General features: G+C 70.2%; 19 protein-coding genes and 3 pseudogenes. 14 read left to right on the forward strand and 8 right to left on the reverse strand.

What is annotated here, in order from left to right; all coding sequences use genetic code 11:
* Positions 1 to 37 precede the first annotated feature (37 nt).
* On the forward strand, positions 38 to 1,579 hold the full coding sequence (locus tag KKZ08_RS24450) for a ricin-type beta-trefoil lectin domain protein (RefSeq protein ID WP_223776488.1): 1,542 nt from the start codon (positions 38 to 40) through the stop codon (positions 1,577 to 1,579).
* Positions 1,580 to 1,671: 92 nt separating this feature from the next.
* Here the strand turns inward: KKZ08_RS24450 and KKZ08_RS24455 are convergent, their stop codons facing one another.
* Positions 1,672 to 3,339 (reverse strand): fumarate hydratase, encoded by a 1,668-nt coding sequence (locus KKZ08_RS24455; protein WP_276573921.1) that lies wholly within the window; start codon positions 3,337 to 3,339, stop codon positions 1,672 to 1,674.
* A 204-nt stretch (positions 3,340 to 3,543) separates the two neighbouring features.
* On the opposite strand from KKZ08_RS24455, the gene KKZ08_RS24460 reads away from it, so the two are divergent.
* Both KKZ08_RS24460 and KKZ08_RS24465 read left to right on the forward strand, forming a co-directional pair.
* The gene (locus KKZ08_RS24460) at positions 3,544 to 4,239 is read left to right on the forward strand and encodes a DUF1707 domain-containing protein (protein WP_223776490.1); all 696 of its coding nucleotides are present in this window, start codon (positions 3,544 to 3,546) and stop codon (positions 4,237 to 4,239) included.
* Between the two features lie 125 nt (positions 4,240 to 4,364).
* Positions 4,365 to 4,736, forward strand: coding sequence for a WhiB family transcriptional regulator (locus tag KKZ08_RS24465; protein ID WP_223776491.1), 372 nt, complete (start codon positions 4,365 to 4,367; stop codon positions 4,734 to 4,736).
* A gap of 80 nt (positions 4,737 to 4,816) precedes the next feature.
* Here KKZ08_RS24465 and glpX read toward each other — a convergent pair whose 3' ends face one another.
* Positions 4,817 to 5,848 (reverse strand): class II fructose-bisphosphatase, encoded by a 1,032-nt coding sequence (gene glpX, locus KKZ08_RS24470; protein WP_205039026.1) that lies wholly within the window; start codon positions 5,846 to 5,848, stop codon positions 4,817 to 4,819.
* Positions 5,849 to 6,021: 173 nt separating this feature from the next.
* Between glpX and KKZ08_RS24475 the strand changes: the two genes are divergently transcribed.
* A complete protein-coding gene (locus tag KKZ08_RS24475; RefSeq protein WP_223776492.1) occupies positions 6,022 to 6,546 on the forward strand; it encodes a DUF4245 domain-containing protein in 525 nt (174 codons plus the stop codon).
* Between the two features lie 109 nt (positions 6,547 to 6,655).
* Here the strand turns inward: KKZ08_RS24475 and KKZ08_RS24480 are convergent, their stop codons facing one another.
* From KKZ08_RS24480 to KKZ08_RS24495, 4 genes are all read right to left on the reverse strand, one after another.
* Positions 6,656 to 7,246 (reverse strand): malonic semialdehyde reductase, encoded by a 591-nt coding sequence (locus tag KKZ08_RS24480; protein WP_223776493.1) that lies wholly within the window; start codon positions 7,244 to 7,246, stop codon positions 6,656 to 6,658.
* Between the two features lie 123 nt (positions 7,247 to 7,369).
* A complete protein-coding gene (locus KKZ08_RS24485) occupies positions 7,370 to 7,657 on the reverse strand; it encodes an exodeoxyribonuclease VII small subunit (protein WP_223776494.1) in 288 nt (95 codons plus the stop codon).
* 10 nt (positions 7,658 to 7,667) lie between these two features.
* On the reverse strand, positions 7,668 to 8,876 hold the full coding sequence (xseA, locus tag KKZ08_RS24490; protein WP_223776495.1) for an exodeoxyribonuclease VII large subunit: 1,209 nt from the start codon (positions 8,874 to 8,876) through the stop codon (positions 7,668 to 7,670).
* Between the two features lie 748 nt (positions 8,877 to 9,624).
* The gene (locus tag KKZ08_RS24495; protein WP_223779168.1) at positions 9,625 to 10,806 is read right to left on the reverse strand and encodes an IS701 family transposase; all 1,182 of its coding nucleotides are present in this window, start codon (positions 10,804 to 10,806) and stop codon (positions 9,625 to 9,627) included.
* Positions 10,807 to 10,900: 94 nt separating this feature from the next.
* Here KKZ08_RS24495 and KKZ08_RS24500 point away from each other — a divergent pair.
* Positions 10,901 to 11,705, forward strand: a pseudogene (locus tag KKZ08_RS24500) (IS5 family transposase).
* Between the two features lie 165 nt (positions 11,706 to 11,870).
* On the opposite strand, the gene KKZ08_RS24505 reads toward KKZ08_RS24500, so the two are convergent.
* Positions 11,871 to 13,256 carry an APC family permease gene (locus tag KKZ08_RS24505; protein WP_223776496.1) on the reverse strand — a complete coding sequence of 462 codons (1,386 nt, stop codon included), beginning with the start codon at positions 13,254 to 13,256 and terminating at the stop codon, positions 11,871 to 11,873.
* Positions 13,257 to 13,351: 95 nt separating this feature from the next.
* Between KKZ08_RS24505 and KKZ08_RS24510 the strand changes: the two genes are divergently transcribed.
* Positions 13,352 to 14,335: a 4-hydroxy-3-methylbut-2-enyl diphosphate reductase gene (locus KKZ08_RS24510; protein WP_223776497.1), complete on the forward strand. Its 984-nt coding sequence runs from the start codon at positions 13,352 to 13,354 to the stop codon at positions 14,333 to 14,335.
* A 22-nt stretch (positions 14,336 to 14,357) separates the two neighbouring features.
* Positions 14,358 to 15,101 carry a polyphosphate--glucose phosphotransferase gene (locus KKZ08_RS24515; RefSeq protein ID WP_223776498.1) on the forward strand — a complete coding sequence of 248 codons (744 nt, stop codon included), beginning with the start codon at positions 14,358 to 14,360 and terminating at the stop codon, positions 15,099 to 15,101.
* Between the two features lie 57 nt (positions 15,102 to 15,158).
* On the opposite strand, the gene KKZ08_RS24520 is transcribed toward KKZ08_RS24515, so the two are convergent.
* Positions 15,159 to 15,584, reverse strand: coding sequence for a DUF6542 domain-containing protein (locus KKZ08_RS24520; RefSeq protein ID WP_346657892.1), 426 nt, complete (start codon positions 15,582 to 15,584; stop codon positions 15,159 to 15,161).
* Positions 15,585 to 15,660: 76 nt separating this feature from the next.
* Here KKZ08_RS24520 and KKZ08_RS38705 point away from each other — a divergent pair, with 76 nt between their 5' ends.
* The 7 genes and pseudogenes from KKZ08_RS38705 to KKZ08_RS24550 all read left to right on the forward strand — a co-directional run bounded on the left by KKZ08_RS38705 (position 15,661) and on the right by KKZ08_RS24550 (position 23,023).
* On the forward strand, positions 15,661 to 15,786 hold the full coding sequence (locus tag KKZ08_RS38705; protein WP_263303422.1) for a hypothetical protein: 126 nt from the start codon (positions 15,661 to 15,663) through the stop codon (positions 15,784 to 15,786).
* A gap of 251 nt (positions 15,787 to 16,037) precedes the next feature.
* Complete coding sequence (ychF, locus tag KKZ08_RS24525; protein WP_223776499.1) at positions 16,038 to 17,126, forward strand: redox-regulated ATPase YchF; 1,089 nt, start codon at positions 16,038 to 16,040, stop codon at positions 17,124 to 17,126.
* 572 nt (positions 17,127 to 17,698) lie between these two features.
* Complete coding sequence (locus KKZ08_RS24530) at positions 17,699 to 19,117, forward strand: DUF234 domain-containing protein (protein ID WP_223776500.1); 1,419 nt, start codon at positions 17,699 to 17,701, stop codon at positions 19,115 to 19,117.
* Positions 19,118 to 19,223: 106 nt separating this feature from the next.
* Positions 19,224 to 19,498, forward strand: a pseudogene (locus tag KKZ08_RS24535) (hypothetical protein).
* Positions 19,499 to 19,518: 20 nt separating this feature from the next.
* Positions 19,519 to 19,972 (forward strand): annotated as a pseudogene (locus tag KKZ08_RS24540) (DNA-binding protein).
* 711 nt (positions 19,973 to 20,683) lie between these two features.
* Complete coding sequence (locus KKZ08_RS24545) at positions 20,684 to 21,907, forward strand: hypothetical protein (RefSeq protein ID WP_223776501.1); 1,224 nt, start codon at positions 20,684 to 20,686, stop codon at positions 21,905 to 21,907.
* A gap of 93 nt (positions 21,908 to 22,000) precedes the next feature.
* Positions 22,001 to 23,023: a phytanoyl-CoA dioxygenase family protein gene (locus tag KKZ08_RS24550; protein WP_223776502.1), complete on the forward strand. Its 1,023-nt coding sequence runs from the start codon at positions 22,001 to 22,003 to the stop codon at positions 23,021 to 23,023.
* The last annotated feature ends 14 nt before the right edge of the window (positions 23,024 to 23,037 follow it).

A 23,037-nucleotide genomic window follows, 5' to 3' on the forward strand; every position in this document is an offset into this window, starting at 1 on the left:
GTAAAAACCCTGGGTAACACCACACCGGGGAGGCGCAATGAAGCGCATCAGACGCAGCGGACGACGGGCTCGGCTGCGAGGCCCGCTCGCGGCGGCCGTCGCGATGGCGGCCGTACTCGGCACGGCGGCGGCGATACCCGCCCAGGCGGCGGACGGAGGCGGGTCCCGGGTGTCCGGGGCGGCCCCCCTGCCGCCCGAGCTGGAGAAGATCCGGGCGGCCGAGGCGACCGCGCTCTACGGCAGCCCGGCCGAGCGCCCGATGGCCGACCGCAAGACCGGCCTGATCTCGCTCGGCGACAGCGAGATCTCCGGGGAGGGCGTCGGCACGTACGAACCCGGCACCGACGGCCCCGACAACTGGTGCCACCGCTCGCCGGACGCCGCGATCCACCGCACCGGCATCCCCGCCGACGTGACGTACAACGTCGCGTGTTCGGGGGCGCAGACCGTCAACATCAGGATCGGCGGCCAGAAGCAGTACGCCGACGAGCTGGTGCAGAGCGACAACCTCGCCGTCAAGGCGCGCAATACGCGGATCAAGACGATCCTGCTCGTCATCGGCGCCAACGACGACCTCCAGTTCGCCCCGGTGATGACGGACTGCGTGACGCGCTATCTGCTCAGCCAGGGCGCCTGCGCGGGCAAGTACCACGACGGCTGGCAGGCGCGCGTCGACGCGCTCGTGCCCAAGGTCGAGCAGTCCATCCGCGACCTGAAGACCGTCATGAGGGACGCGGGCTACCAGGAGGACGACTACCAGCTCGTCGCCATGGGCTACCCGAGCCCCATCGGCCCCGACTTCCGCGACAACCCCAAGTTCCCCGGCAAGCTCGCCTGCGGCGGACTCGGCTACGACTCCGACACCGAGTGGGGCCGCAACTACGCGGTGCCGACGTTCGAGAAGGGCATGCGCAAGGCCGCGAGAAACGCGGGCGCGACCTACCTCGACAACTCCCGCCTCTTCCACGGCCACGAGGTCTGCATGGAGGACACCTGGGCGCGCGGGCTCTACGTAGACGTCTCCAACCCCTTCCCGCCGGACTCCAACTCCGTACGCCAGTCCTTCCACCCCAACGCCCGCGGCCACGCGGCCTTCGCGTCCTGCCTGACGCAGCTGCACGAGTCCGGCTACCGCGAGGCCGGCTGCGCCGACCCGGCGAGCACGGGCAGCCCGAAGCTGTACGAACTGGCCTGGGACGACGTGTACAAGCCCCTGAAGAACGAGGGCACCGGGACGTGTGTCGATGTCGACGCGTCCAAGAGCCGTAACGGCACGAAGGTCCAGGGCTGGGACTGCACCGGCAACCGCAACCAGACCTGGTGGTACGACGACACGCAGCGGTCCCTGCACACGGGGCTGACCCAGGACCGCTGCCTGGACGTGCCTGACGGCGCCTACAGGGAAGGTGCCGCCGTTGTGCTGTGGAACTGCCACGGGGGCGGCAACCAGAAGTTCGTCCGTGAGGCGGGGACGGTGCGGCCCGCCGCCGCGGATGGGCTCTGCCTGACCCTGGCCGGGGCCAAGGAGCCGCTGCGGCTTCAGAAGTGTGCGGGGGCCGCGAATCAGCGGTTCGCCTGAGACCCGCCCGCGGAAGCGGGGAACTGCTGCCGGACGGCCTCCGCGGGCGCGTCGTGGCGGGTCGCGCAGTTCCCCGCGCCCCTAAAAGATGATCACGCCAGGCCCGGGCCCCGCACCGGGATGTGGGTGAACGTCGGCTCGGGGGCCGGGTTCTGGAAGAAGTCGTTGCCCTTGTCGTCGACGACGATGAAGGCCGGGAAGTCCTCGACCTCGATCTTCCAGACCGCCTCCATGCCGAGTTCCTCGTACTCGACGACCTCGACCTTCTTGATGCAGTCCTGGGCGAGGCGCGCGGCCGGGCCGCCGATGGAGCCGAGGTAGAAGCCGCCGTGCGCGCCGCACGCGTCGGTGACCTGCTTGGAGCGGTTGCCCTTGGCCAGCATCACCTTGGAGCCGCCCGCCGCCTGGAACTGCTCCACGTAGGAGTCCATGCGTCCGGCCGTGGTCGGGCCGAAGGAACCGGAGGCGTATCCCTCCGGCGTCTTGGCCGGACCCGCGTAGTAGACCGGGTGGTCCTTCAGGTACTGCGGCATCTCCTCGCCCGCGTCGAGCCGCTCCTTGATCTTGGCGTGCGCGATGTCGCGGGCGACGACGAGCGGGCCGGTCAGCGACAGGCGGGTCTTGACCGGGTACTTGGTCAGCTCGGCGAGGATGTCGTCCATCGGCTGGTTGAGGTCGATCTTCACGACGTCACCCTCTTCGGAGAGGTGCTCGTCGGTCGTCTCCGGCAGGAAGCGCGCCGGGTCCGTCTCCAGCTGCTCCAGGAAGACGCCCTCGGCCGTGATCTTCGCGGTGGCCTGGCGGTCGGCGGAGCAGGACACGGCGATGGCGACGGGGAGCGAGGCGCCGTGCCGGGGCAGGCGCACCACGCGCACGTCGTGGCAGAAGTACTTGCCGCCGAACTGCGCGCCGATGCCGATCTTCTGCGTCAGCTCGAAGACCTTCTCCTCGAGCTCCTTGTCCCGGAAGCCGTGGCCGGTGGCGGAGCCCTCGGCGGGCAGCTCGTCCAGGTAGTGCGCGGAGGCGTACTTCGCGGTCTTCAGGGCGAACTCGGCGCTGGTGCCGCCGACGACGATCGCCAGGTGGTACGGCGGGCACGCCGCCGTACCGAGGGAGCGGATCTTCTCCTCCAGGAACTTCATCATGGAGGCCTCGTTCAGGACCGCCTTCGTCTCCTGGTAGAGGAAGCTCTTGTTGGCCGAGCCGCCGCCCTTGGCCATGAAGAGGAACTTGTAGGCGCCGCCGTCGGTCGCGTACAGCTCGATCTGGGCCGGCAGGTTCGAGCCGGTGTTCTTCTCCTCCCACATGGTCAGCGGGGCCATCTGGGAGTAGCGGAGGTTCAGCTTCGTGTACGCGTCGAAGATGCCCTTGGAGAGCGCCTTCTCGTCCTCACCTTCGGTGAGGACGTTCTGCCCGCGCTTGCCCATGACGATCGCGGTGCCGGTGTCCTGGCACATGGGGAGCACGCCGGCCGCCGCGATGTTCGCGTTCTTCAGCAGGTCCAGGGCCACGAACTTGTCGTTGGACGACGCCTCGGGGTCGTCGATGATGCGCCGCAGCTGGGCCAGGTGCGCGGGCCGCAGGTAGTGCTGGATGTCGTGGATCGCCTCGGCGGCGAGCGTGCGCAGCGCCTCGGGCTCGACCTTGAGGAACGTCCGCCCGTCGGCCTCGAAGGTGGAGACACCCTCGGAGGTCACCAGCCGGTAGGGGGTGGTGTCCTCTCCCAGGGGGAGCAGATCGGAGTACTCGAACGCCGGGATGGGCGGGCGGGAGCTAACAGACATTGCGGCCATTCCTCATTCGGCAGACAGCGGCGCGGCCTCCATTGGCGACGCGGCAACCAGCGTAGAACGCGCGCGTCGGGCCGGGTCTGTGAGGTAAGGCTCAGTAGGCCGCCGGTGCCGCACCACGCGGTTGTCCACAGGGGGTAGTCGCGATCTATCGCGTTTGGGTACGCTGATGGTGTGGACCTCGAAAAGCGTCTCCCGCAGCCCGCTCCCGCCACGGCCGAGGAGTCGGGGTCGCTCCGCGCCTCCGACGCCGACCGCGACCGCACGGCGGACATCCTCCGCGAGGCCATGGCCGAGGGCCGCCTCACCGCCGAGGAGCACGCGGACCGCGTCGAGGGGGTCTACGGCGCCAAGACCCTGGGCGAGCTGGAGCCGCTGATCGCGGACCTCCCCGCCGCCCACGGCCGGACGGCCGGCCCGTCGTCGGGGTACGCACCCGCACCCGCCCCCGGCAGGCCCTCACCCGGCGCGGTGCCCCCGGTCGCCGACGAGAACCTGGTCGCGGTCCTCAGCGGCTCCGTCCGCAGGGGCCGCTGGCGCGTGGGTCGCCGCACCCATGCGTACGCCGTCTTCGGCAGCGTCGAGATCGACCTGAGCGAGGCGATCTTCGAGCATCGCCAGGTGCTCATCAAGGCGGTCGCGATCTTCGGCTCGGTCGAGATCCGCGTCCCGGAGAACGTCTCGTTGCGCGGCAGCGGCGCCGGCGTACTCGGCAGTGTCGAGGTCGACACGCTCGACTCCCCAGACCAGGACGCCCCGGTGGTCTTCGTCGACGGCACGGCGATCCTCGGCAGCGTCGAGGCGCGGCCGAAGCGCGGCAAGCTCGTCCGTGACCTGCACGGCAAGCTGCGCAGGCACCTCGGGCACTGACGGCCCGGGCCCGGCCGGGGGCGCGTGAACTGCCGTGCGTCGGAACTCAGTGCATAGGCGCGCACACAGCGGGTAGAGCTTGCTGCATCGTCTCTCGCTCGCGAAGCCGTCGTCAGGAGTAGACCGTGCAGCAACCGTCGCGTCAGTCCCTGCAGGTCGCCGCTGTCCCGGCCCAGCGGGGGGTGCGGGATCGGACCGATGACGCCCCTTGGCACACGGAGGCCGTGTGCCGCCGCGACGAAGCCGGACTGTTCTTCGCCCCGTCCAAGGAGCCGACGGCGGCCAGGCTCTCGCGCGAGGAGGCGGCCAAGCGCGTCTGTGCCCGCTGTCCCGTGATGGTCGAATGCCGCGAGCACGCCCTGCTCCAGCCGGAGCCGTACGGCGTGTGGGGCGGTCTCACCGCCGCCGAGCGCCGCGTGGTCCTGGCCCGCCGCCGCAGGCGCGACCTGGAGCTGCAGAAGGCGGCACACGCGGCGGGAGTCGCCGCCGCGGGATAGGCCACCGGTGTACGACGAAGGGGGCGTCCCCCGCACGGGACGCCCCCTTCGTCGTACGAACCGTCCCGTCCGGACCGCTCCTACTTCGCGCGGTCGAAGTCGATCGCGCTGTAGGCGCGCAGCTTCGAGAGCCGGTGGTCGGAGTCGATCTTGCGGATCGTGCCCGACTTGGAGCGCATGACCAGCGAGGACGTCGAGGCGGTGGCCGCGCGGTAGCGCACGCCCTGGAGCAGCTCGCCGTCGGTGATGCCGGTCGCGACGAAGAAGACGTTGTCGCCCTTGACCAGGTCGTCCGTGGACAGGGTGCGGTCCAGGTCGTGGCCCGCGTCGATGGCGCGCTGCCGCTCGGCGTCGTCCTTGGGCCACAGCTTGCCCTGGATGACACCGCCGAGGCACTTGATCGCGCAGGCCGAGATGATGCCCTCGGGTGTGCCGCCGATGCCCATCAGCAGGTCGACGCCGGTGCCCTCGCGCACGGCCATGACCGAGCCGGCCACGTCGCCGTCGGAGATGAACTTGATGCGGGCGCCGGTCTCGCGGATCTCCTTGACGATGCCCTCATGGCGGGGGCGGTCCAGGATCATGACCGTGACGTCCTCGGGCGAGGAGTTCTTGGCCTTGGCGACGCGGCGGATGTTGACCGAGGCGGGCGCGTTGATGTCGACGTAGTCCGCGGCCTCGGGGCCGGTGACCAGCTTGTCCATGTAGAAGACGGCGGACGGGTCGAACATCGCGCCGCGGTCGGCGGCGGCCAGCACGGCGATGGCGTTCGGCATGCCCTTCGCGGTCAGCGTGGTGCCGTCGATCGGGTCGACGGCGATGTCGACCTCGGCGCCGGTGCCGTCGCCGATGCGCTCTCCGTTGAAGAGCATCGGGGCTTCGTCCTTCTCGCCCTCGCCGATGACGACGACGCCGTTCATCGAGACGGTGTGGACGAGGGTCCGCATGGCCCTGACCGCGGCGCCGTCCGCGCCGTTCTTGTCGCCGCGGCCGACCCAGCGGCCCGCGGCCATGGCGGCCGCCTCGGTGACCCGGACGAGCTCCAGGGCGAGGTTGCGGTCGGGAGCCTCGGGGGAGACCTCTAGCTCGGACGGGAGATGATGCTCGGTCATCGGAGCGCACCTTTCTGCTGATACGACGACGGCCGGATGAGGGTATGGGGCGACTCTATCCGTAGGCCGACAAAATGAGCAGTGGGCCCCACGCATGAGCGGGCCGGGTGGCCCGCCGTGGCCTGGGGAGGCCTGGGGGAAGGCGCGCGTCCGTGGCCTGAGACCATGGGGGCGTGGCAGGCAGACAAGGCAATCAGACCGTCAAGAACATGCTGTGGTCGCTGGTGGTGATCGTCCTGGTCGCGGGCGTCAGCTATATCTTCGTCCCGCATGACGAGTCCAAGACCCCCGTCAAGCGGGTCGACTACCGCGTGGAGCTCGTGACGGCCCGGCGGGCGGCGGCCTACCCCGTGGCGGCGCCCGAGGGCCTGGCCAAGGAGTGGAAGCCGACGTCCGTGCGGTTCGATGCCGCCGAGCACGACAGCTGGCACCTGGGCTTCCTCGACCCGGACGGCGAGTACGTGGTGATCAAGCAGTCCACCGACAAGCCGGCCCAGTTCATCGAGAAGGCCACGCAGGAAGCGGTGCGGACGGACACCGTGGAGAAGCTCGGCGGCCGGGAGTGGCGGCGGTACGAGGGGTCGACGTACGACGCCCTGGTGAGCACCGAGAAGGGCGCCACGACGGTCGTCGCGGGCACGGCCTCGTTCGGGCAGCTCACGAAGATGGTCGAGGCGCTGGAGATGAAGACGGCGTGAGCGGCCGGTCGTGAGCGGCCGGTCTTGAGCAGGTGACACGTACGCGAAGGGCCCCCGGCGGTGTGCCGGGGGCCCTTCGCGCAGCTGCTTTCGGCGTGTGCGCCGTCGCTCAGACCGTGGTGACGACGTCCTCGTAGGCCAGGCGCGGGGAGCGCGGGAACCAGGCGTCGTCGCCGGGCTTGCCGATGTTGACGATCATCAGCGGGGTGTGGTCGTCGTCCAGGAACTCCTTCTGGACGCCCGCGAAGTCGAACCCGGTCATCGGGCCCGCGGCGAGACCGGCGGCGCGCACGCCCACGATGAAGTAGCCGGCCTGGAGCGTGGCGTTCACCAGCGCGGCCTGCTCACGGGCCGGGCGCTCGGCGAAGAAGACGTCCTTGGCCTGCGGGAAGTGCGGGAACAGCGCCGGGAGCTCCTCGTGGAACTCGTTGTCGGCGGAGAGGATCGCGACCAGCGGCGCGGCCGCGGTCTTCGGGCGGTTGCCCTCGGCCATGTGCTGGACCAGGCGCTCGCGGGCCTCGGGGGAGCGGACCAGGGTGACGCGCAGCGGCGACTGGTTGAAGGCGGTCGGGCCGTACTTGACCAGGTCGTAGATCGCCTGGACCTGCTCCTCGGTGACCGGCTCGTCGGTGAAGGTGTTCGCGGTGCGGGCCTCGCGGAAGAGCAGGTCCTGGGCGGCGGGGTCAAGGGCGAGAGACATGGATCAACCTTCTCGATACGTACGTGCTGTGGATCAGCTGACACAACCGACCCTACGACAAGTGACGTTTAAGATTCAACCAAAGTCTGCCCGCCGTGATCCGCTTCACAGGGCTTGGCGCGTTCAGCCCGCTGTGTCCGCAGTGTCAGCGGTGTCCATTTCGTCCCCGGCGCTCTCGCCCGCGAGGGCCGCGTCGAGACGGGCCCGCGCGCCGTCCAGCCAGCGGCGGCACACCTTCGCCAGCTCCTCGCCGCGCTCCCACAGGGCGAGCGACTCCTCCAGCGTCGTGCCGCCGGTCTCCAGGCGGCGTACGACGTCGATCAGCTCGTCCCGCGCCTGCTCGTACCCGAGCGCGTCCGCCGGGCCCGTGGCCTCGCCCGCCTCGCCGGCCTCATCCGTCTTGCTGGTCATGCGCCCCACCCTAAATGTCGACTCGTACGGTGAATTCGCCCTCGGCGACCCGCGCCCGCAGCTCCTCGCCGGCGCTCGCGTCCCCGGGGGCCCGGACGACCGCGCCGTCCGCCTTCTGCAACACCGCGTACCCCCGCTGGAGCGTCGCCGCGGGGGAGAGGGCCACCACGCGCGCGTGGGTGTGCGTCAGCTCGGAGGCCGCCCGGTCCAGCAGGTGCCCGACCGTGCGGCGCGCGCGGTCGGTGAGCGCCGCGACCTGCTCCTCGCGCTCCTCGACCATGCGGTGCGGATGCTCCATGCAGGGCCGGCCCAGGGCGTGCGCGAGCCCCCGGTCCTCGCGGTCCAGGTAGGCGTCCAGGCACCGCCGGGCGCGGTCGCGCAGCCAGCGCACGCGCTCGTACTCCTCGCCGACGTCCGGTACGACCTTCTTGGCGGCGTCCGTGGGCGTGGAGGCCCGCAGGTCCGCCACGAGGTCGAGCAGCGGGCTGTCCGGCTCGTGCCCGATCGCGGAGACCACCGGCGTACGGCACGCGGCGACCGCCCTGATCAGTTGCTCGTCCGAGAACGGCAGCAGGTCCTCCACGCTGCCGCCGCCCCGCGCCACGATGATCACGTCGACCTCGTCGAGCGCGTCCAGATCCTTGACGGCCTGGACGACCTGCGGCACCGCGTGCACGCCCTGGACGGGGACGTTGCGCACCTCGAAGCGGACGGCGGGCCAGCGGTGCCGGGCGTTCTCCAGGACGTCGCGCTCGGCGGCCGACGCGCGGCCGGTGACGAGCCCGATGAGCTGCGGCAGGAAGGGCAGCGCCGTCTTGCGCTCCGGCGCGAAGAGGCCCTCCCCGGCGAGGCTCTTCTTCAGCTGCTCGATCCGCGCCAGCAGCTCACCGACGCCGACCGGCCTTATCTCGGCGGCCCGCAGGGACAGCTGCCCCCGTGGCGCGTACCACTCCGGCTTGGCGTGGACGACGACGCGGGCACCCTCCGAGACGACGTCCGCCACGGCGTCGAACACCTGGCGGTAGCACGTGACGCTCACCGAGATGTCGTGCGACGGGTCGCGCAGCGTCATGAAGACGACGCCGGCGCCGGGCCTGCGGGACAGCTGGGTGATCTGCCCCTCCACCCACACGGCACCGAGCCGGTCGATCCAGCCGCCGATGAGCCGCGACACCTGCCCCACGGGGAGCGGGGCGTCCGCGGACGTGTTGAGAGCCATGTCGGCGAGCGTAGCGGGAGGGTGCGACAACCCGGGCGCCGCTTGCTCACAAGCCGGGGCGGGGCGGGGCGAACAGGGGGTGGCGGGCGTCCGGCGGGGAGCGGTGGCCTGGTGCGGGCCGGGAGGGGCGTGTGGTGGATGTCCGGCGGGAGTTGCGGCCTGGTACGCCCGTGCGACGGGCACGTTGTGGACGCTCGGTGGGAAGCCGGGGCTCAGTACGCCCTGCCAGGGGCATGGGGCGGATGCCCACCGGGGAGCCTCCCGGCGGGGAGCGGTGGCCTGGTGCGTGCCGCGAGGGGCATGCGGTGGGCGTCCGGCGGGGGGCTGCGGCCTGGTACGCGGCGCGAGGGGCGTGTGGTGGATGTCCGGCGGGAGGCTGCTGCCTGGTGCGCGGCGGAGGGGAACCCGGCGGGAGGCTGCGGCCTGGCACGCCCGGCGACCGGCACGCTGTGGACGCCCGCCGGGGAGCCGCGGCTCAGCACGCCCTGCCACGGGCATGCGGCGAACGGCCGGCGGGAAGCCGTGGCTCTGTGCGCCGTGTGCCAGGGGCATGGGGTGGATGCCCGCCGGGGAGCCGTGGCTTAGTACTGCAACGGTCTTTGTTGTGATGGTTGTTCGGGGTGTGGGGGTGGGTGTCCGCGTCGTGTGTAGTGGCTGGTGCGGGCTTGCTGTTGACGTCGTCGTCGCCAGGCTGACCAGTGCAGGATGTGGTCGATGGACACCGGTCGGCGGTTGGTGAGGCGGGTGATCAGGCGTCTGATCTCGGCGAGGCTGAGGTGGATGAGCTCGGAGGATCCGTTTCTGCTTTGTGTGTGTCCAGTTGCCGGGCCCGCAGGACGGTCAGGCAGGCGTGGGCGGCCATGGCCAGGGTCATGTGGCGGTGCCAGCCGTCGTAGCGGCGGACCTGGTACTCATCCAGGCCGCACTCGCCCTTCGCGGTCTGGAAGCACTCCTCAATGGCCCAGCGGCTGCCCGCGACGCGGATCAGTTCGTCCAGCGTGGTGCCTGCCGGGCAGTAGGCGATGTAGTAAGAGATCTCCTCGGGCCGGCGAACGCTTCGGCGGGCGATGACCCAGTGTTGCCGGTCGGGCCGGTGCCAGGGGCGGACCTCCACTCGGGCCCAGTCGTAGACCCGTGGGCCATGGGCCCCGTTGCCGCAGGAACGGCGCTTCCACTTCTGTCTGGGCAGGCCGGGGAAAAGATCGTGGACGGGGTGGTCGATGGACCAGCGGGTGACGACGGTGTCGTGCCGGGTGGTGGCCATGACATGGAAGACGTCGGCCTGTTCCAGCTCGAAGCGCCAGCCCTTGCTGTAGCCGTAGGCGGCATCGGCCGTCACCCATCCGAACGGGATCCTGTCGTGGATCGCCCGGCGGACCATCGCTTTGGCCATGGCTACCTTCGTCTCGAAGGCGACAGTGTCCTTGATGCCAGCTTGTCGGCACCTTTCCCGGTCGTCGGTCCAGGAGGTGGGCAGATACAAACGGCGGTCGATCAACGTGCGTCCGCGGCTGCTGTAGGCGAGGAACACACCGATCTGACTGTTCTCGGTGCGACCGGCGGTGCCGGAGTATTGACGTTGCACCCCGGCCGAGCGGATGCCCTTCTTGAGGAATCCGGTGTCATCGATGATCAGGACGGCATCCCGGTCTCCGAGGTGCTCAACGACGTAGTCGCGCACGTCGTCAAGGACTTCGTCGGCGTCCCACTCGATCCGGTTCAGCAGCCGGTGGATCCGGTCAGGGCCCGCGTGCCCGGCTTCTTCCGCGAGTGTCCAGCCGTTCTTCCGCTCCAGCGGAGCGATCAGCCCCCGCATATAGGCAAGCGCCGACTGCCGCGGCTCTTCCCTGTTGAACCGGTGCACGAACCGCTCGTGCACCGCACCCAGTTCCCCGGCCCACAACGTGACATCAGCAAGCTCCCCGCCCATAACCACATAAACGACCAAGCTGGCCACCAGTCACGCCAAAGACCGTTGCAGTATTAGACCGTGTCCTACGTGGTGAGGCGTCGTTGACCTCGGTATGGGACGGGGCGCGTGGAGTTGGATTGTTCCGGATGGGCTGTGGGAGATCGCGAAGCCGCTGATCCCGCCGTCGAGGGTGCGGCCGCAGGGCGGCGGAACACAGGACACGCCTGATGAAACGCTGTTCGCGGCCATCATCTACGTACTGGTCAGCGGCTGCGCCTGGCGCCAACTACCGCCTTGCTTCGGCATATCGAAGTCGACCGCCCACCGCCGGTTCCTGATCTGGTCGAGAGCCGGAGTCTGGGGGCGGCTGCACGAAGCCGTGCTGCGCCGACTCGACGACGCCTCATCGACGTCACCCGCGTCGTCCTGGACACCGCCCACGTGAGGGCTAAAAGGGGCGAACGCACAGGTCCGAGCCCCGTGGACCGGGGCAAGCCGGGTTCAAGATGCACGTCCTGTCGGACGCGAACGGACTGCCCTCCTCGTCGGCGTCTCGGTAAGCACCCACGACAGCGAAGGGCTGAAGCCCATGGTCGAGGTCACCAAACGAGACATGACCCCACCGCGGCCGGTACCTCAAGCCCCAGCGCCTCCACGCAGACAAAGCCTACGACCGCGCCGACCTGCGGAAATGGTTACGTGGCAAACGGATCGGAGTGCGGATCGCGCGCAAAGGCATCGAGTCCAGCGAACGATTGGGCCGCCGCCGCTGGGTCATCGAGCGGACGATGTCCTGGCTGTCCGGCTACCGACGCCTGAGCCCTCGCTACGAACGCGATCCCCGCAACTACCTGGCCTTTCTCGGACTGGCAGCCGCCCTGTGCTGCTACAAACGACTCATCCGCCTCACCACGTAGGACACGGTCTTAGTACGCCCGGCGACGGGCACGTTGTGGACGGCCGGCGGGAAGCCGTGGCTCAGTACGCCCTGCGACGGGCATGCGGCGGTCGCCCACCGGGCAGCCGTGGCCTAGTACGCCCCGCGACGGGCACGCGGCAGATGCCCGCCGGGGAGCCGCGGCCTAGTACGCCCCGCGACGGGCACGCTGCACGCCCAGCACCACCAGCCCGACGGCCAGCCACACCGCGCCCACCACCTGCGCCGACCCCGACGCCTCCCAGATGACGGCCACCACGATCACCGCACCCAGCACCGGAACCAGCAGATGCCGCCACCAGCTGAACCCGTCCTCCCGGTGCCGCACCGCGAACCACCCCACCACGCTCGCGTGCAGCAGCAGGAACGCGGTGAGCGCCCCGATGTCCACCACCGAGACCAGGTGGTCCATGCCGTCGTCACGCCGCGCCGCCCACACCGCCGCGACCAGCGTCACCACGGCCGCGCACAGCAGCGCGATCCGCGGGGTGCCGGAGTCCGTCCGGGACAGGGCCTTCGGCAGCCGCCGGTCCCGCGCCATCGCGAACAGCAGCCGCCCCGCCGCGGCCTGCCCCGCCAGCGCCGCGAACGCCGCGCCGATCGCCTTGCTGACGGCCACCAGGTCGTGCAGCCACGTCCCGGCCGCCGAGTTCACGGCGTCGTAGAAGGCCGTCCCCTGCTTGCCCGGCTCCGCGGCAAGCTCGGCGGACGACAGCGGCTCCAGGAGCGCCACCAGATACGTCTGCGCGATGAACAGCACGCCCGCGAGCGCCAGACAGAAGAGCACGGCCCGCGCGACCTTCGCCGAGCCGCCCGTGACCTCCTCCGCGAAGGAGGCGATCGCGTCGAAGCCCAGGTACGACAGGACGGCGATCGACACCGCGCCCACCACCGCCGAGAGCGCGAACGCGCCCTGCGAGCCGTCACCCGTCAGCGGCGAGAGCCAGTCCCGCTGGGCCCCGTCCCGCACCAGGACGACCACGGCCGCGACGACGAAGACGACGAGAACCGCGATCTCCATGGCGAGCACCGCGAAGCCGACCCGCGCCGCCGTCCGCACGCCCCACAGGTTGAGGGCGGTCGTGATGAGCACCGCCAGCGCCGTCCACACCCACCGCGACACCGAGGGGACCAGCGAGTTCATCGCGATCCCGGAGAACAGATAGGCGACCGCCGGGATCAGCAGATAGTCCAGCATCGCCATCCACCCGGCGATGAACCCGGGGCCCTTGCCGAGCCCCACGCGCGCGTACGCGAAGACCGACCCCGCCTGGGGGACCACCCGCACCATCTGGGCGTAGCTGAAAGCGGTGAACGCCATCGCGACGGTGGCGATCAGATAGACGAGGGCGACGGCGCCGTGCGACTTCGCGTCGAGCGTCCCGAAGACACCGACCGGGGCCATCGGGGCGATGAAGAGCAGGCCGTAGACGACGAGGTCCCGGAAGCCGAGACTGCGCCGCAGCCCTGTGCCCTCGGCGGGCCCGGGGCCCGAGGAGTGGGCTCCCGTGGGGACGGACTGACCGGACATCGTGCCTCCGTAATCAACGCGGGAGATCAACGCAGCCTCCAGTCTCCCCAACCGGGCGATCTTTGACGCGCTGGACGCGGCCTTACGATGGGGGCATGACTGCAACGCCTGGCTCCCGCCGTGTCCTGCTCGCCGCTCCCCGTGGCTACTGCGCGGGCGTGGACCGTGCCGTGATCGCCGTCGAGAAGGCCCTGGAGCAGTACGGGGCCCCGATCTACGTACGCCACGAGATCGTCCACAACAAGTACGTCGTGCAGACGCTGGAGAAGAAGGGCGCCATCTTCGTCGAGGAGACGGCGGAGGTCCCCGAGGGCTCCATCGTCATGTTCTCCGCGCACGGCGTGGCCCCCACCGTCCACGCGGAGGCCGCCGAGCGCAAGCTCGCGACGATCGACGCGACGTGCCCGCTGGTCACCAAGGTGCACAAGGAAGCCGTGCGGTTCGCCAAGGAGGACTTCGACATCCTCCTGATCGGCCACGAGGGCCACGAGGAAGTCATCGGCACGTCCGGCGAGGCGCCCGAGCACATCACGCTCGTGGACGGCCCCGAGGACGTCGCGAACGTCGAGGTGCGCGACCCCGACAAGGTCGTCTGGCTCTCCCAGACCACGCTCTCCGTCGACGAGACGATGGAGACGGTCGACGCCCTGAAGAACAAGTTCCCGAACCTCCTCTCGCCGCCCAGCGACGACATCTGCTACGCCACGCAGAACCGCCAGATCGCGGTCAAGAAGCTCGCCGAGGACGCCGACCTCGTCATCGTCGTCGGCTCCAAGAACTCCTCGAACTCCATCCGCATGGTCGAGGTCGCCCTTGACGCCGGTGCCCCCGCCTCCCACCTGGTGGACAACGCCGACGAGATCGACGAGGCCTGGCTGGAGGGCGTGACCACGGTCGGCCTGACCTCGGGCGCCTCCGTGCCGGACGTCCTGGTCGACGGCGTCATCGAGTGGCTCGCCGAGCGGGGCTACGGCGACGTGGAGACGGTGAAGACCGCCGAGGAGTCGATCACCTTCTCGCTGCCCAAGGAGTTGCGCCGGGACCTGCGCGCGGAGGCGGCGGAGCTGTCACAGCGCTGACCGTCGCCGTAACGTGGGGGCCATGCAGATCTTCGGTGTGGACATCGGCGGATCAGGGATCAAGGGCGCGCCCGTAGACCTGGACCGCGGAGACCTGACGCAAGAGCGGCACAAGGTACTGACCCCGCATCCGGCGACGCCGGACGCGGTGGTCGACGGCGTGCGCGAGGTGGTGGAGCACTTCGGCTGGACGGGGCCCGTAGGGGCCACGTTCCCCGGCGTGATCACCGACGGCACGGCCCGCACGGCCGCCAACGTGGACAAGAGCTGGATCGGTACGGACATCCGCAAGCTGGTCTCGGACCGGCTCGGCGGCGTCCCCGTCACCGTACTGAACGACGCCGACGCGGCGGGCGTCGCGGAGATGCACTTCGGCGCGGGCCAGGGGCGCACGGGCACGGTCCTGATGCTCACCCTCGGCACGGGCATCGGCAGCGCCCTGTTCACCGGCGGCCGCCTGGTGCCGAACACGGAGCTCGGCCACCTCGAACTGCACGGCCACGACGCGGAGAAGAAGGCCTCCTCCAAGGCGCGCGAGGACGAGGACCTGAGCTGGGAGCACTGGGCGCGGCGCGTGCAGAAGTACCTCGCGCACGTGGAGATGCTGTTCTCGCCCGAGCTGTTCATCATCGGCGGCGGTGTGAGCCGCAAGGCGCACAAGTTCCTGCCGCTGATCGAGGGCATCGAGGCGGAGATCGTCCCCGCCCAGCTCCAGAACAACGCGGGGATCGTGGGGGCGGCGATGGGGGCGGCGGGCGAGGCGTAGGCCTCCGGCGGTGTTCCGGGGGCGCCCCGGGGCATTCCCGGCGGTCAGGCCCGGCGGTCAGGCGGCGGGGACGCGCTTCCCGTCGGGCTGCCGGGCCGCCGGCCGCGGCGTCCTGCGGCGCTCGGCCATCAGCCGGATCTTGCGCACGGTCACGATGAGCCCGGCGACGAGCGTGCCTCCGTAGAGCCATCCGGCGTGCAGCGCCAGCGCGGTCACGAGTCCCATGAACTGCCCGCCGAACCCCTCGGCGCCCCCCGAGATCGGCATGATCCCGGCGGCGAAGGCGATCGGCACGGCCACCGGCGCGGTGACCAGGTCCGCCGGGCGCACCCACAGCGCGGTGAGCGCGGCCACGGGCAGGAACAGCACGCCGTACGCGACGAGGGAACTGTCGAGCAGCAGCCTCAGCAGGCAGGCGAGAACGAACATCACCGCGGCGCAGAACAGGCCGCTGCCGAGCCCCGTCAGGCGAGGGTTCGGCATCCGCCGCACCGTGCGGTACAGGGGGGAGCGGCGCAGCGCCTGGACGAACGGCGGGACGGGACGGCGCGGAGGAGGCGTGGCCCGGTACACCGTGCCGGGCTCGGCGGCCCTGCCCTGTGGGGGCAGCGGCGAGTTCCGGCGGGGCCGGGCCGCCGCGGCGGCCTTCGGTGCGGCCTTCGGTGCGGCCTTCGGTTCGGACTGAGGGGGACGCGTCCTGTGTTGCTCCACTGGACCAACCTAGGTCGGCCGCCGCGCGGAAGCCGCTTCGGGACACGCCCTTTGGGTGACCTTGGCCATGCGTTCGACAGGGCGGGGGCCGGGCGGACGGCCGTCCGGAGGGGCCGGTGGCGGCACGCCGTAGACTGGTGGATCGGCCCACGTACGAAGCGCACGCACCAAGCGCGGGTACGAAGGGACCGCCCCACCCAGCCCTGACATACGGGAAGTCGCAACGTGTCGCTCACGATCGGAATCGTCGGTCTGCCCAATGTCGGCAAGTCGACCCTGTTCAACGCCCTGACCAAGAACGACGTGCTGGCGGCCAACTACCCGTTCGCCACGATCGAGCCGAACGTCGGCGTGGTCGGCGTCCCCGACCCCCGCCTGACGAAGCTCGCGGAGATCTTCTCCTCGCAGAAGGTTCTCCCGGCGACGGTCGACTTCGTCGACATCGCGGGCATCGTGCGCGGCGCGAGCGAGGGCGAGGGCCTCGGCAACAAGTTCCTCGCGAACATCCGCGAGTCGGACGCGATCTGCCAGGTCATCCGTGCCTTCAAGGACGAGAACGTCGTACACGTCGACGGCAAGGTCTCGCCCAAGGACGACATCGAGACGATCAACACCGAGCTGATCCTCGCCGACCTCCAGACCATCGAGAAGGTCCTGCCGCGCCTCCAGAAGGAGTCGCGCATCAAGAAGGACATCGCGCCGAAGGTGAAGGCGGTCGAGGAGGCCAAGGAGATCCTGGAGCGCGGCGACACGCTCTTCTCGCAGGGCATCGTCCAGGGCTCGGGCAACGAGGAACTCCTCCACGACCTGCACCTCCTCACCACCAAGCCGTTCCTCTACGTCTTCAACGTCGACGAGGACGAGCTGACGGACGACGACTTCAAGGCCGAGCAGAGCGCACTGGTCGCCCCCGCGGAGGCGATCTTCCTCAACGCCAAGCTGGAGTCGGACCTCGCGGAGCTCGACGAGGACGAGGCCCTGGAGCTCCTCCAGTCGGTGGGCCAGGAGGAGCCCGGCCTCGCCACCCTGGCCCACGTCGGCTTCCGCACGCTGGGCCTGCAGACGTACCTGACGGCGGGCCCCAAGGAGTCCCGCGCCTGGACGATCAAGAAGGGCGCGACGGCCCCCGAGGCGGCCGGTGTCATCCACACCGACTTCCAGAAGGGCTTCATCAAGGCCGAGGTCATCTCCTTCGAGGACCTGGTCGAGACGGGCTCGGTCGCCGAGGCCCGGGCGGCGGGCAAGGCGCGCATGGAGGGCAAGGAGTATGTGATGCAGGACGGGGATGTGGTGGAGTTCCGCTTCAACGTGTAGCGGGTGACGTAGCGCCACGTCGCTGGTCTGACAGACATGCAGGCCAGGAGGGGGCCGACCTTTCGAGGTCGGACCCCTAGTTAATTCCCGTGCTGGGATGGTGCTGGGACGCCTGACCCGTCGTCACCTGTCATCACCCCTGGTCAGCCCTACCGTGCTGGGATAGGGCCGGGATGTCAGTGAGGCTCCCGTGCTGGTTCGTGGGCCGCAGCTCCGTAGGAAGGGTTGCGGGGGCGGTCGAGCAGCCTGCGCTCACGCTTTCCAGCGAGCGATGGTCTTGCTCCAGGTCTCGGGGGAGGAGAAGCTCCCCCCGCCGCGGTGTGGGGAGCCGCGGAGAGCCGACCACCTACCTGATCAGCCCCTGTCCTCGTCGTCCTCGTCATCCTCGTCCCGTGGGCGAGGCGCGGCGGGCCGGTGCGGGCTGTGCGAGGTATCCCAGAAGTACGGAGGTGTCACGTCGTTCTCGCTCGCCTCCCGCCCACCTTGCTCATGATCGTGAGCGGCGACTGGCGCGGCTACTAATGTCCATGTTAGTAACGTTGTCGTTAGTATCATGCGTGGAGGTCGGCGCCATGGTGGACTTTGTAGGTCGTCGGCAGGAGCTGGCGACATTCGAGCGAGAGCTGCAGAAGGTGGCGGCAGGGGCTGGCGGGGAACGGCCCGGGCGGTGCGTGATGCTGCGCGGGCGGCGCCGGGTGGGCAAGTCGCGGTTGGTCGAGCGGTTTGTGGAGCACTCCGGGGCACCGTTCTTGTTCTACGCGGCCACCGGCGCGTCCCCTGCGGATGATCTGGCGCGGCTGGCTCGAGACGCTCAGGCATCAACGCTGCCGCTGGCGCAGCTGGTGGCCGCTGCGCGGCCGCAGAGCTGGGATGCCGCGTTCGATGTGTTGGCCGCGGCGCTGCCCGCCGACCGGGCGAGCGTGCTGGTCATCGATGAGGTGCCGTACCTGATGGACGCCGGCGGGGCCTTCGAGGGGATGCTGCAGCGGGCCTGGGACCGGGTGCTGGAGACCAAGCCGGTGCTGCTGGTCCTCATTGGCTCGGATCTGTCGATGATGGAGGCTCTGAACAGCTACGGACGCCCCTTCCACCAACGTGGCCGGGAGATGGTGCTCGGGCCGCTGAACCCCTCCGAGGTCGGGCGGATGCTGGGACTGGATCCGGCCGAAGCCTTCGACGCCGCGCTGGTCACGGGCGGGCTGCCGCTGATCTGCGCGGAGTGGCCGCACGGCGCGGGACTGTGGGACTTCCTCGGCGAGGCGCTGAACGATCCCGTCTCGTCACTGCTGGTGTCCGCCGAGCGCTCGCTGGCCGCGGAATTCCCGCCGCAGGCCCAGGCCCGCGCGGTGCTGGCGGCGATCGGCAGCGGTGAGCGGACCTTCACCAACATCGCCCGCACGGCCGGCGGGATCGGTGCCACGCCGCTGCAGCGGGCGCTGGAGCTGCTCACGGACAAGCGGATCGTCGCCGGGGAGCTGCCCGTGTCCCTGCGACCGTCGAAGGACCGCCGCTACCGGGTGACGGATCCCTACCTGCGGTTCTGGCTGCACCTTCTCGGCCCCTCCATGCAGGAGATCGAGCGGGGACGGGGTGACCTGACTCTCGCACGGATCCGGGAGAACTGGACCAGTTGGCGCGGTCGGGCTGTCGAGCCGCTCATTCGCGAGGCACTCGCCCGGATACTGCCCGACGACCAGCTGCCCGCGGCCCCCGCGGTGGGCGGCTACTGGACCCGTACGAACGACGTCGAGATCGACATCGTCGGGGCCGACCGCGCCCCGATCGCCAAGGAACTGCTGTTCGTCGGTTCCATAAAGTGGCTGGAGAAAACACCCTTCGACCGGCATGACCTGGCAGCCCTCCACCGCCACCGGGCTGCGCTCACTGCCGAACCCGTCCCGGTCGTGGCGGTCTCGCGCGGCGGAGTCGACTGTCCCGGGCTCGATGCCTCCTATGGCCCCGGCGATCTGCTGACCGCCTGGCCGGTGTAAGCGGCGAAACACAGGTGGTGGCTGTCGTCTGCCGTGGACGTCGAGTGGCGATGCTTCATGGAAGACGTCGGGCACGGTTCCCGTGCTTGGATTGTGCTGAGGATGGGTGAGCCGCCCGTGCCGGGCGTGCGTCGCCCGACGCTTCGCGACGTACGGCATCGGGGAAGGGCCGGCGACACGGGTGAGCTTGTCGCTGCCGGAGGAGACCGCGGAGGCCATCCGGGCGCGGGTCGGTAAGCGGGAGTTCTCCGCGTTCATCGCCGAGGCAGTCGAGCGGGAGCTGCGCGGGCAAATCCTGACGAGTATCTGGCGGACTACGAGAACCGCAAGGGGCCGGTCTCCGAGCGGGCTCGTCAGCGGGCGCGGCAGGTCTTCGACTAGGTGTTCGCCGAGGAGGGCGAGTGGCCCGCCGCAAGCTGAGTCACGAGGGAACACTGGTCCTCGACAGCGAGGGGCTCTCGAAGATGCTCGCCGACGACGAGCAGGTGGTTGCGCTGGTCGCCGAGGCGCGCTCGCGCGGCATGGAGGTCGTGATCAGCTCACTCACTATTACCGGGGCCGTCCACGCCCGTACGGACAACTCCCGCCTGAACTGGGTGCTCTCCGGGCTGCGTGTAGTCCCGGTGGGAGACGAGGAGGCGAGGAGGCGAGGAGGCGAGGAGGCGAGGAGGCGAGGAGGCGAGGGCGGCCTCGAAGCTGCTGATGGAGGCCGGTTTGCGCGGACACAAGTACGCGATCTACGCGGCGGTCGCCGAGGCCGCGCTGCGACAACGCCGCCCCTTGGTCATGTTGACCTCCGATATCGACGACATGGTCAAGCTCTGCGGCGATCGGGGCCGGCTCGTGGCGGTGTGATCTCTCTACGTCCGCGGTGTTGAAGGGCAGTGCGCCTTTGAGTGACTCCTTGCCGCTGAGGGAGACTGGCGCCGTGTGCGCTTCGAGGTGCGGGCGGGCCGGGCCTTGTGGGGGCCGCCGTTCTCGATCGCCGGACTGTTCTTTTGACCTCTTTCCGCGCCGTTCTCATTTTCGCTTCGCTGTCACACCGCTCCCATGAGGCATTAGTGAGCCCGTCTTCTCCGTCTGTTCCTGGAGGGCGGGGTGCAGTCGTCCTGGGCAGCTTCCGTCAGGCGTGCTGCGAACTGCCTGTCCGGTTCCAGTACTTGGCGCAGAGCGTCGGCCGCGTCCGTCTGTGTGGCCGAGTCCTGGGCGCCTCCCCGGCGCCGCCAGGGTGGGAGCGTCCAGCGTCAATCGGTGGCCCTATTTGTGCGTCTGTCGTGGATTTATGCGTCTCACTGACTGAGACCTGCGATCGATGTCTTGCGGCCAACATTGCGGCAGCATTAAGCTGCGGCCTTATTGATCGCTGATATTGGCGCGTATTACTGTTTCGATAATCTTCGCGTTTGCGTATTCGGGCGCGCTGCCGGGGGTATGTTCGTGCAGAATTCCGGAGAAGAATCCGCGGGCGGCGAAGGTCCTGCCGCCGGTATATCCCTGCTGCTCCTCGGGTGGAGTCCCGAGCAGGCGCCGCTCGGGCTTGCCGGGCTCGGGGCGCTTGTCACATGTGTGACCAGTTCCGCCGAGGCGCCGGCGGCGCGGGCCTCGGGGGTGTTGGCGCGGCTGGTCGTCGTGCCCGACCCCACCGATGTGGAAGGCGTGGTGTCCGGTCTGGCGCGGGCGGGGCTCGCGCCCGGTGACTTCTCCCTGGTCTGCTCCGCCCATGAATTCACGCTCGTCGCCGCCTCCGTCGTGGCGGTGCTCGGTGGCGCCGCCTCCCTGCCCGTGCCGGTGGCCGTCGCCCTGCGGGACAAGTACGTGCAGAAGGCGCGGCTGCGCGACGCCGGCGTGGCGGTCGCGGACTTCGCCACCGCCGACTCGCCGCTCGCCGTGGCCGGTGTCGCCGACCGGCTCGGCGGCTACCCCGTCGTCGTCAAACCGATCGCCGGCGCCGGCGCGCTGCACACCGTCCGCCTCGACTCCGCGGCCGAGGCCGAGAAGTGGGCGGACCGCGCCGCGGTGCTGCCCTGGCTCGTCGAGCGGTACGTCAGCGGCGCCGAGGTGCACATCGACGGCTTCGTCCGCGCGGGCGAGGTCGGTTTTGTGAGTGTCGCGCGATATCTCACCAACCTCATCGAACTGCACGAAGGCGAGGCGCTGGTCGGCTCCGTGGCGGTCCGGCCCGGCGAGGAGCCCGGGCTGTACGCGCGCGCCGGGGATCTGGTCCGCACCTCGCTGTGCGCGCTCGGTCACACCGACGGCGTCTTCCACCTGGAAGCCTTCGAACAGGAGGGCGGCTCGCTGGTCTTCGGGGAGTGCGGCGGCCGGGTCGGCGGTGGACGCGTCGATCACATGGTGGAGCGGACGTTCGGCGTCGACCTCCACCAGCAGTGGGTGACCTCCGTGCTCCAGGTGCCCGCCGACCCCGTGCCGCAGACCTCGGAGACCGGCTCCTACGGCTGGGTGCACCTGTCGGCGCCCCCCGGCCGCGTCCTCTCCGTACCCGGGCGCGAGGAAGTCCTCGGCCGCGAGGGCGTGGTCGAGGTGGAGCTGCGGGCCAAGGCCGGGGACGTGGTGTCCGCGCGGCGCCCCGACTCCCGTACGCGCGCCGCCCGTGCCCTGGTGACCGGCCGCGACGTCGGTGAGGTACGGGACCGGATCGCCGCGCTGGAGAAGTGGTTCCGCGCCCGTGTCGAAGTGGAGCGTGGCGGTGACGGGGATTCCGTAGAGGGCGTCGCCTCAGTCGTCTCCTCGGGCGCCTCAGTCAGTTCAGTCGGCTCGGTCGGCTCTTAGGGGCGTTCTCGCGTTTGTTGTTTTTCGTCCGTGTCGTGCCTGCCGCGATTTTCCCTTCGTACGCCGTCGGCGGAGAAAGGCGAGGTTCAAGCCATGTACCAGGACGGACGGGCCGTGCCCGAGGAACGTCAGGCGGAGTTCTTCCGCCTCTTCGGTTTTCTTCCGCTTCCGGGATTCTTCGACGCCGGGGAAATGGCGACGATCGACGCCGAATACGCGTCGGGCCTGGAATCGGCGCAGCAGGTGTACGCGAAGGGAGCCTTCGGTGTACGGCTCCAGCTGACCTGGTCGAACATGCGGCCAGAGACGCCGTTCCTCGCCGACGCACTGGAGTACGACAAGCTCCTGGCCACCGCCGAGCGGCTGCTCGGGCCCGGTGCCGTGGGCGCCACGACCAACGGCAACGTCTACTCCGGCAACCAGACGGAGTGGCACGCGGACAAGGCCGTGCCCCACTTCCGCTCCGTCAAGTTCGTCACCTACCTGGATCCGGTCGCCGAGGACAGCGGCGCGCTGCGCGTGCTGCCCGGCTCGCACCGCAGCCCCTGGCACGAGGAGCTCCAGCCCATCGGGGCGAAGGCCAACCTCGACACCGCGGGCAACCCCGACGACGAGGTCGCCGCCGGGGCCCGCTTCCCGGTCGGTGACGTGCCCGCGTACATCTGCGACTCGCGGCCCGGTGACGTCTTCGCGTTCGACCTGCGGACCTGGCACGCCTCGTGGAACGGGTTCCCGAACCGGCGCATGGTCAGCTTCACCTACTTCGGCACGCCCCGCGACGACGTCGAGCGCGAGGCGCTCCGCAAGGTGGCCAAGCTGGTCGGCCAGGAGGGCATGTACCGCGAACTGCGGCGCCAGCGGGACTGGATGGACGAGGGCGTGAAGCCGAGCCGGATCCCGCAGCGCGAACGGCAGTACTCGGCGCAGTGGCTCGCGAACGCGGAGGGCAGCGCCACCCGCGCGCGGTGGATCGACGAGCTCCGCGACTGGGGGATGATCGCCCGCCCCGCGCCCCAAGCCGCCGCCTCCGAGTCCGCGCCCGCCCAAGCCGCCGCCTCCGAGCCCGCGCCCGCGTCCGTCCAGGCCGCCTCCGCCTCCACCACCGCGCCCTCCTGAGGCTCGCCCGCCCC

The organism is Streptomyces sp. 135 (genome assembly GCF_020026305.1).
GTDB lineage: Bacteria > Actinomycetota > Actinomycetes > Streptomycetales > Streptomycetaceae > Streptomyces.